Source organism: Paenibacillus sp. VTT E-133280 (genome assembly GCF_002264385.1).
Lineage (GTDB): Bacteria > Bacillota > Bacilli > Paenibacillales > Paenibacillaceae > Paenibacillus_AQ > Paenibacillus_AQ nitricinens.
The window spans coordinates 1-8,625 of record NZ_NFUX01000126.1 but is presented as its reverse complement, the minus strand read 5'-3'; the positions used below and the strand labels follow the sequence as shown (position 1 = coordinate 8,625).

9 protein-coding genes and 2 pseudogenes are annotated in these 8,625 nt (G+C 41.0%); 6 read left to right on the top strand and 5 right to left on the bottom strand.

Annotated features, from left to right (window positions below; translation table 11 throughout):
* Positions 1–36 precede the first annotated feature (36 nt).
* On the top strand, positions 37–504 hold the full coding sequence (locus CA600_RS29945; protein ID WP_094874733.1) for a C40 family peptidase: 468 nt from the start codon (positions 37–39) through the stop codon (positions 502–504).
* 228 nt (positions 505–732) lie between these two features.
* Here the strand turns inward: CA600_RS29945 and CA600_RS29940 are convergent, their stop codons facing one another.
* A complete protein-coding gene (locus tag CA600_RS29940; RefSeq protein ID WP_094874732.1) occupies positions 733–918 on the bottom strand; it encodes a hypothetical protein in 186 nt (61 codons plus the stop codon).
* 225 nt (positions 919–1,143) lie between these two features.
* Between CA600_RS29940 and CA600_RS29935 the strand changes: the two genes are divergently transcribed.
* Both CA600_RS29935 and CA600_RS29930 read left to right on the top strand, forming a co-directional pair.
* Positions 1,144–1,521, top strand: a complete 378-nt coding sequence (locus tag CA600_RS29935; RefSeq protein ID WP_094874731.1) for an Ig-like domain-containing protein — start codon at positions 1,144–1,146, stop codon at positions 1,519–1,521.
* A gap of 144 nt (positions 1,522–1,665) precedes the next feature.
* Positions 1,666–2,220 carry a CueP family metal-binding protein gene (locus CA600_RS29930; protein ID WP_094874730.1) on the top strand — a complete coding sequence of 185 codons (555 nt, stop codon included), beginning with the start codon at positions 1,666–1,668 and terminating at the stop codon, positions 2,218–2,220.
* Between the two features lie 252 nt (positions 2,221–2,472).
* Here the strand turns inward: CA600_RS29930 and CA600_RS29925 are convergent, their stop codons facing one another.
* Positions 2,473–3,429: a ketopantoate reductase family protein gene (locus CA600_RS29925; RefSeq protein WP_094874729.1), complete on the bottom strand. Its 957-nt coding sequence runs from the start codon at positions 3,427–3,429 to the stop codon at positions 2,473–2,475.
* A 52-nt stretch (positions 3,430–3,481) separates the two neighbouring features.
* On the opposite strand from CA600_RS29925, the gene CA600_RS29920 reads away from it, so the two are divergent.
* Positions 3,482–3,793, top strand: a complete 312-nt coding sequence (locus CA600_RS29920) for a MarR family winged helix-turn-helix transcriptional regulator (protein ID WP_094874728.1) — start codon at positions 3,482–3,484, stop codon at positions 3,791–3,793.
* A 797-nt stretch (positions 3,794–4,590) separates the two neighbouring features.
* Here the strand turns inward: CA600_RS29920 and CA600_RS31435 are convergent.
* On the bottom strand, positions 4,591–4,755 hold the full coding sequence (locus tag CA600_RS31435; protein ID WP_179281782.1) for a hypothetical protein: 165 nt from the start codon (positions 4,753–4,755) through the stop codon (positions 4,591–4,593).
* A 456-nt stretch (positions 4,756–5,211) separates the two neighbouring features.
* Between CA600_RS31435 and CA600_RS32145 the strand changes: the two are divergent.
* Positions 5,212–5,740 (top strand): annotated as a pseudogene (locus CA600_RS32145) (glycosyltransferase family 4 protein); the annotation flags it as partial.
* Here the strand turns inward: CA600_RS32145 and CA600_RS29905 are convergent.
* Positions 5,727–6,149 (bottom strand): annotated as a pseudogene (locus CA600_RS29905) (IS110 family transposase); the annotation flags it as partial. The pseudogenes CA600_RS32145 and CA600_RS29905 sit on opposite strands and share 14 nt — an antisense overlap.
* Before the next feature lie 162 nt (positions 6,150–6,311).
* On the opposite strand from CA600_RS29905, the gene CA600_RS29900 reads away from it, so the two are divergent.
* Positions 6,312–6,659 carry a hypothetical protein gene (locus CA600_RS29900; RefSeq protein ID WP_094874726.1) on the top strand — a complete coding sequence of 116 codons (348 nt, stop codon included), beginning with the start codon at positions 6,312–6,314 and terminating at the stop codon, positions 6,657–6,659.
* Positions 6,660–7,054: 395 nt separating this feature from the next.
* On the opposite strand, the gene CA600_RS29895 is transcribed toward CA600_RS29900, so the two are convergent.
* The gene (locus CA600_RS29895) at positions 7,055–8,320 is read right to left on the bottom strand and encodes an IS110 family transposase (RefSeq protein ID WP_094874725.1); all 1,266 of its coding nucleotides are present in this window, start codon (positions 8,318–8,320) and stop codon (positions 7,055–7,057) included.
* Positions 8,321–8,625 lie beyond the last annotated feature (305 nt).

Genomic DNA, 8,625 nt, shown 5'->3' with positions numbered 1-8,625 from the left:
AGCTAACTCCGTAGGCATTGAAGGGAGAACAAGGTTCTGAAGAAAGTCATTTTATCTTTACTAGGAGCTGCAGTTATTTTCACAACAGCTGTACCAAGTACTTTTGCAAGTGAGGTAAAACTGGAGAGTGAAGTGAATCAGGTACTCGGGACACCTTATTTATGGGGTGGAACCACTAAGGCAGGATTCGATTGTTCCGGATTCATCCTGTATGTACTAAAAAAGTTTAATGTGGATGATCTTCCACGCACTTCCCAGTCACAAGCTAAAGTAGGGACACCCGTTGCAAAAGAGAACTTACGATCAGGAGATTTGGTGTTTTTTAATACCTTTGGTAATGGTATCTCCCATGCCGGAATTTACTTAGGCGACGATCAATTCGCCCACTCCTCAAGCAGCAAGGGAGTAAGCATAAGCAAGTTGTCCGAAAGATACTACAAAGATCGTTATGTTACGGCTCGGCGTGTAGTAGATAAAGAGAGTTATCTTAGTATGGTTAATTAAGTAATAGGTGAGGGGGTATCCAGCAGCCATATATGGCTGCAGGATACCCCTAGTTTTTTAGAAGATCCCAGAACGGTCTGTTTTCTCATTTCCCTAATCCCACAGATTCCTCCTCAACATACAAAGGAGTCCCCTATATATCATGGGGACTCCTTTGTATGTTGGTCACTAATATCTTTTCAAATGGATATAATCATATGTTTGCTCTAGGGTATGTATGTGATGTTCTTATAACCTAATATCAATAGTTTGCCCACGATATTCGTCCAGTATATTTGCCTTTGGGTTTTGAATGGGTTCTTTAGCATGCTCGTGATTGGTGATTTTTTTGTCTCCTGTTCCCGTATGCATTCCATCCATTCCACAGTTCTTTGGCATATTAGCTGAACCTGATAATCCACTTAACCCATTCATATAATATTCCTCCTAGTAGTATAATTCAACTCTTTAATACCCTCTCATGGTAACACTTAAATGTACATTTTATATGTGGTAGGTGAGTAGAAGCCCAATTTCTTTTGGTTGGACAACTTGGAAGAAGTCTACACTCTCACTCGGATTCGTTAATTATTTTTAAAAAGAACATCATATCTTCATACTTTCTCCAAAATGTATTGCTATACTGTGAGGAGATTAAGAATGAAGGTATTGAAAAAAGGTGTATTAACAGCTACATTATCTGTAGCTTTTTTAACATTAACAATCACCAGTCCAGCTGCTTTAACGCCAGCGACACAAGCGGCACAAGCGGTAAAAGTAACTTCAATTGCAGTCAAAGGCCCTTCTAATCCTTTAAGGCCATCTGAAACCTTTCAGCTGAAGCCCACCGCGGTGACCTCACCCAAAGGCGGGAAAATAAAGATAACCTATTCTTCAAGTAATTCTAAAGTAGCAACGGTAAATGCAAGTGGATTAGTGACAGCGGTTGCTTCAGGAAAGGCTACCATTAATGTAAATTCAGGCGGCAAGAAAACATCTGTAGTAATAAATGTGGTAACTTCTGATCACAAACACTGATGCTTAACAAGAGAATTATGAGCATGATGCCAGTAAAATTATAAACTGAATCCCAGCAGTTCCTGATCCCTGGAAATAGATTGGCCAGAGCAAAAGATGTAATATTAAACGGCACTAAATGTAAAAAGGAAGGTAGTAAATTTCATGAATAAAAAAGTATTTATGTCCACGGCTATAGCGATAACTTTGATTGGTGTAGCTTTGGGCACCTATACAATCGCTGACAGGGGAAAAACTGAGCCGATTGGTGAAAAGCTAGCCCAAACAAACGATATTAAAAAATTGGTGAATGACTACAGCATGGGTAATGCCAAAGCCAAATCGGCTTCGATTACATCAAATCAGCTGACAGTGACAACGGATAATGATCAAAAATTGACCTACGGCCTGCCGAGGGATGAGTTTTTCGTTTCAATTGCGCCTTACGTTAGCCAAACACATCCCTGTGCCATACATAACCTGGCTGGGTGTCAGGGAGAAATGGCGAATACATCATTTAATGTCACCGTAACCGACCACAATAACAAAGTGGTAATAAAGGATGTTATTAAATCCCATGACAATGGTTTTATTGATCTCTGGCTACCGCGAGACCAAACGTTTCACGTAACGATTGATTACGATGATAAGAACAGCACCTCTTCCTTCACAACATCGGAAGGGGACAATACTTGTATCACTACGATGCAGTTATCGTAAAATCTACAAGTGGATAGGACTCCGGAACTCTAAAAATAGGGCGCTCCAGTAGCCACTTGGCTTGGGAGCACCCCTTTGGACTTTTGGGAACCGATAATATTTCATTCGCACCGTCTGCAACACTATCTGATTATATTGGAGATCACCAGACGCTGATCAATTTCCTGAATTAATTAAAAAAATCAATTCTTACATAAGCGTGAATAAAAAGGACAATCCTGATTAAGGGGGGATGCTTAGGAGGTGCAGTTTTCATGTCCCCTTACACAATTCTTTTAAAAGATTTTTTCGTAACTTATCAATAGAAGGGGTAGCCACATTACTCTTTTTGATTAGCATATCAAATTCTTCCTGAAGGCAGATCATCTCGGGTTTTGCTGCGGCTGTATGCTTTGCCATGGCTGTTTCAGCAAACTTTGTGCCCATGATAATTTTAAAAATTGGGGCAATCATAAAAACGGGAAGTTTTAAATAGTGAAGTTTTGAAGGTGTGATTTTAATGCCTAATTTAGTCAACACAGCAAAGCCTTCTTTTATCCCCAGAACCATTAATTTAATATCTGCATATGATTTTGCCAAAGCAAAATTATTACTATTATATTTATAAAGAGCGTTACCGATACTTGTAACCATTGCCACATGCGTTTTCTGCCACATATCCATGTTACTAGTTACAACTGATGAAATACCGGCATTGTTAAAAATATCTACTATTTTTTGTAGCCTTTCGGTTTTTTGGCGACTGTATTCTGAAAATGTAGTGGTCTGAAAAGCCCGCATGAATCCCTTGCCGATAAAGTAATGTACCCGGCCGTCTACACGTTCTCCTCCTGCGGACGGAAATCCTAGCATCAGGCGGTCACTACCCACTGCATGAACCCATTCGTCATAACCAGATGCTGTATTGACTACAAAGACAATATTTTTTGATTTATTTTGAGAAAGTATCGGCAATACACTGACTATCTGTGTTTTTTGCATTACTACGATTATGTAATCGAAAATATTGTCTGGCAACAGATGTTCAATCAAATTTACCTTTGCAATTTCTTCTCGGTTGTTGCCTGAATTCACGAGAATCATCCCGTTTTTTTTCAGGTCAACAAGTCTTGTCCTCCTTGCAAGGACAGTGATATCATATCCTGACAACGCAAGTCTCCCAGCGAAAATACTCCCGATTGTGCCTGCACCATAAATAAGAATTTTCAAGTGATCTCTCCTCTAAAAGTAATTAGTAATACCAAAGAAATAATATCAGCATATAGGACTCGCTGGTAAAGTATCACTGATCGAATTGGCCAATGTGCTTAACCTGGATAAAAGTACAATGAGCAGGACTGTAAATAATCTTGTAACCGATGATTGGGTTGAACGGATTACGGACCCAGAAAATCGACGTTATGTCCAACTAAGGCTAACAAAAAAAGGGTGGATACTCCATGAGAATATAAATTCCGTACTTCATTCGTATTTCGGGAGTGTAATGAATGATATTCCGGAGAACAAACGAACACAGGTTGTAGAGAGTCTGGAACTATTAATTAATGCGATAAATAAGAATAACTGCTGTTAGCCATTCGATGGGAACTTATATTTATTATTGGAGGTTCACCTACAATCTGCATAAAAAGTTGATCTATTTCATTGTTAAAGATCAACTTTTTATTGCACTGTGATAAAGTGAGAAGAGACACATTGTAGGGAGATTAATGACATTAATGTGGGCACTTTAATGTCATTTTTGTCGGATGACAAGAGTATGTTCCGCATAGAACCCGCATAAATTGCGGTTTATTTTTTTTTACGGTACTGATTGCCGAAATAGGCCAAGAATGTGTTCCGTTAGCCGATATAATTATGTTAGAGGACAGGACATGTAATCTAAGAACCGTATGTGCTTATCAACTTTAACTTAAGTTTTATTATAATCCATTCATCTGAGAAGCGAAGCTCTTTTCCTTAAATAATTGGTGTATCATCGGCTAAAAAAGCCAAACCTTCTATCCAAAAGCCGCCACAATTTAAGGTTTGCCAACCTGCTTGTTCGGATCGGTACAATAACACATGCATATAGACGTATAAACGCCTCTACCCTGCCGACATGCCAGTTCTGATCCACTTCTGAGGTTTATAGTTATTGCGTGTTAGCGATATGCATCCTACAATGAGGATCCTGAATTCTTAAGGACAGAGATAAGAATGGATCTCAGTTAGCGGTGGATTCAATTTATGGACAATGCCATTCCAGAGGCTCAGAAAAGTTTAGAAAACCGACCTTTTCCGGCGTTCTTGAATGTCAATTGGTGCCCACTCAAGATTTGTTTTATTGCATAGTTTATTGTATCCTTGGTCTTTTACCCTGAGGAACAGCTAAATCACAAGTTCGGATGACGAGTTTGGATACTTCAGAGTAACCCAAGCGATATATAGGCCAATTACAGCAGCCATTAGCAGGAGTATCGCAGAAATTAAGGCTAGCTTATCTAACTCTCTGGGGGAGACTGGAGGTTTGGAATTCCTTTTTTTATTTTGCATCGCACACTCCTCCTTTAAAAGAAAGTAACTCATACTGTATGTTATGAAAAAGGGGATATTCTGTTCGAAAATTAGGTTGAACACCAAGTTAATCCTTGAAGGAGAAATGATCTATGCGTAATTCTGTGGCTTCACCCCGTAAAAGGAGTCGGGAAATGTGCAAAAAAAAGGCGGAAACACTGGTGAAATCTATACAAATTAGTCCCCTTAATTTAACCAAAAAGGATTTTGCGGAATTGGATGCATTTCTCAGCCGTTTCTTCCTGCTAAACCCTAAAATGTTCACGGATTTATCTGAAGAAAACCTTAAGAAATTGCAGTTTCTTCTTGAAAGAATTAACTCGAGCATTCAGAAGCTTGATATTCAAAATACTCACATCTCCAGGTTCGTGTCCGACTGTCAGAGTCTATTAACCCAATATGCTAAAAAGTAAAAGCTGGGGGGATCTCGTTTGTATGAAAAAATCGATTAAATTTCCGAAAAGTGAAAAATTAACAATCGCACAAGTGATTTCGAACTATCCAAATGCACAGCCATTACCTTCCATCAAAGGAGGGACTGGAAAAATTGTTTATGAGCTGACGGAAGAACTGGTTAGACGAGGGCATAAGGTCTATTTATTTGCAGCTCTAGGGAGCAGGAGCAAGGCAAAGCTTATCCCCTATCCTAAGGGGCTCTGAGCGAGTTGACATTATCCATGACCATACTTTTCGTTCCGCTCTCGGCGTAACTAATCCTAAAATCCCAACGGTATGCACTGTGCATATCCCGGTCAAACGGCGGATTAAATACCCTGTATACGTAAGTAAACGTGCCCGCCATCTGATGGGGAACAACAAAGGCTTCTGCGTATATAATGGGATTAATACGCGTGAATATGAATTTAGCACAGAGAAACATTTATATCTGTTGTATATAGGTAGGATTATTCGGAATAAGGGTGTTTTGCAAGCTATACAAGTTGCCGAAAAGACTGGTAGCCGTTTTTGACCATATCTGCGATGACGAGTGCGTCTTTGCGGTCGCTTTTTGATGGGGTATTGTCGCGATTTTCTTTGTTCTTTTTAACGAGGTGTGGATTCACGAGAACAGCTTCAATTCCTTGGTCTGAGAGCCAGCGAGCCAGGCTCAGCCAGTAATGTCCGGTGGGTTCCATACCCACAATGATTTTGCTCAGCTTGTAAGACTTGAGCAGATCTTGAATCCAGCGTCGGAACAGGCGAAAGCCCTCGTCATGGCTGCCGAACTCAAGCGGCGATCCCAAAGCAATTCCCCGATAGCTCACTGCGCGAGCGACATGCGTCTGCTGGGCAATATCTACACCGACAACCAGATGCAAAGAGGAAATGTTTTCAATGAGTTGATTTTGCTTGTCCTGAGTTTTAAACTTCATAGTAGAGCGACCTCCTAAATGGTGAGATTAAAAGGGCTGTAGACCCGTATCCAACTCTCATGTTACAGAGGCGCTCTTTTTTGTTCAAACTCCAAATTATTCAGTTTACAGGAATTCTAACGGGAAACGATAGCTCAATAACGACACAAAGGCAGCCAGTCAATGGATCGGCTGCTCGACGAATGTCAGTACAGTTGGTATGCCGAAGACATTGCAATCCAGCTCTATTACTTGCTGTATGTATTCGGGGAAGATTCGAAGTCCGAACGGAAGGTGCAGTACGAACTTTTCATTAAACATTTCGAGCAAGGTTATACAGAGGATGGCCGTCATATGCCTGAAGGCTGGAAGGATCAGCTTGGGCTCTTCCTTAGACTACGCGAAATTATCGTTTTCGTCGGTATGCACCAAAGCTGGGATTTGAGTCAACCAGACGACTGGACACGCGATTTTTTGCGAGATAGTAGAATGCGAATTACAAAAGGAGTTTCGTTGATCGACGAATTTTGAACAACTAAAATGGAAGATATTATTCAACTCCCTCGAAATGATTTAATTATCTCACTCAGGCTCATGAATTCGCAGGATTTCTCCTTAATCAATGTGCGAAAGATGAAAGATTAGAAGAAGCAGGTGGCCGAGAAGACATAGAAGGGCATACGGAAACAGAGGTATTAATTTAATACCCATATCATTCCATATATGCACGTCTCCATTTCGCCTTAGTGATTCTCACTCCCATGTCTCAACGGGTCACAAGCCCTTTCATTCCTTCGTCACATCTAACTAAGGGGTGGAGGTCGGTCTTTCTAACGGAACGGGTCCGAGCCCTTTTGTTGAACGTCTCCCGATACTCCGTGCTATTTTATCCTGCGAATACATGAACCGGTGAGGATCAATTGGCTTTATGCTGCGTGTAGGAAAACTCTAGTCGAGTCATAAGTTTTGCCGCTTTTAGCAAGACAGACAAGCATACGTGCAACTTTCCCAATCAATTTCATAATCGATTTCATCTTCTTTACCTTCTTTTCCTTAACATTGTAGTGGTGCAAAGCCCGAACTTCCGAGTTGGTCATAACCATACACATTGTCATGAGATAGAGGAAATGACGTAGACGGGGGCGTCCGCGTTTGCTAAGCACCATTTTTCCTCGCCACTTCCCAGAACTTGCTTCAGCTAGGTTTAGACCGGCATGGCGTAGTAGAGCATTTCCGTGCGCATAACCACTTAGATCGCCAGCCTCGCCCAGAACGCCTGCTAAGCTGGTAGCATTCAGACCTGGTATTTCAAGCAGTTTTTGTGCATAAGGAATACGCTCGAGTATAATGTGGACTTCGTGCTCGATCTGTTCAAGTTGTCGCTGAGCTAAGTCATACTCTTCTAAGAGTTGCTTTAAATGAAGTTTGTAGGCTTGAAGTGCGTGCGTGGCACCCACACTGCATTTCGCAAGTGCAATAAGTTGCTCTGCTCGTTTGACGCCAGCATGACGTTTCACATATTTCTTCCAGCCAGTAAGAACTTGTTCAGTGGATAAAGGGCTGATTTCCTTCGGCAATGGGAAGAGCCTGAGTGTAGCGATGGCACTGGTGCAAGTAAGAATCTTAAATACCTGACGCAGTTCAGGAAAGACAATATCTACCCAGCGATGAATTTGGTTTACAGCACTGTTGAGACGTTTGGTCACCGTTTCTCGATTCGCCATAAGAATACGGAGTTCTTCGTAAGATTCTGCAAGAAATCGAACTGGAGAATAATATCCATTTTTAATCATATCTGCGATGACCAACGCGTCTTTATGATCGCTTTTAGATGGCGTATTGTCGCGGTTTTCTTTGTTCTTTTTAACAAGATGGGGATTAACAAGCACAGCTTCAATGCCTTGCGAAGACAGCCAGCGAGCCAAGCTTAACCAGTAATGACCTGTGGGCTCCATACCGACAATGACTTTATGAAGCTTGTTCGATTGTAATAAATCTTGGATCCAGCATTTGAGTAGATTGAAGCCTTCTAAATGGTTGCTGAATTTCAGGGATGTACCGAGTGCAATCCCTCGAAAGCTTACAGCTCTGGCAACATGGACTTCCTGAGCAATATCTACACCGACGACAAGGTGATGAACGGTAATGTTTTCAATAAGTTGATTTTGTTTTTCTTGTGTTTTAAACTTCATAGTAGAGCGACCTCCTGATGGGATTTTTGAGGCAATGACCTCGTGCGTAACCCCATCTTACTGAGGCGCTCTTTTTTATTCAAACTCCAAATTTTTCGTTTTACAGGAATTCTAACGGGAAACGTTAGCTCAATAAAAACAAGAAGACAGCAGATCTCAACGTGATCGGCTGCTTTTGTTAATCAAACGGGCAGGTTAGTTTAAAAGTTTCGCGAATACCCTACATATGAAATTATTCATAGAGTAAGATATTTTATCCTTCACGAATTTTATGCTGAGTGACGAGTGCCAAACCATGTGGACGC

What these genes read in the sequence shown, in the direction of transcription:
- CA600_RS29930 (WP_094874730.1), top strand. Translation starts at nt 1,666, where the DNA reads ATGAATAAAAAAGTATTTATGTCCACGGCTATAGCGATAACTTTGATT.
- CA600_RS29935 (WP_094874731.1), top strand. Translation starts at nt 1,144, where the DNA reads ATGAAGGTATTGAAAAAAGGTGTATTAACAGCTACATTATCTGTAGCT.
- CA600_RS29895 (WP_094874725.1), bottom strand. Translation starts at nt 8,320, where the DNA reads ATGAAGTTTAAAACACAAGAAAAACAAAATCAACTTATTGAAAACATT.
- CA600_RS31435 (WP_179281782.1), bottom strand. Translation starts at nt 4,755, where the DNA reads ATGCAAAATAAAAAAAGGAATTCCAAACCTCCAGTCTCCCCCAGAGAG.
- CA600_RS29940 (WP_094874732.1), bottom strand. Translation starts at nt 918, where the DNA reads ATGAATGGGTTAAGTGGATTATCAGGTTCAGCTAATATGCCAAAGAAC.
- CA600_RS29900 (WP_094874726.1), top strand. Translation starts at nt 6,312, where the DNA reads ATGGATCGGCTGCTCGACGAATGTCAGTACAGTTGGTATGCCGAAGAC.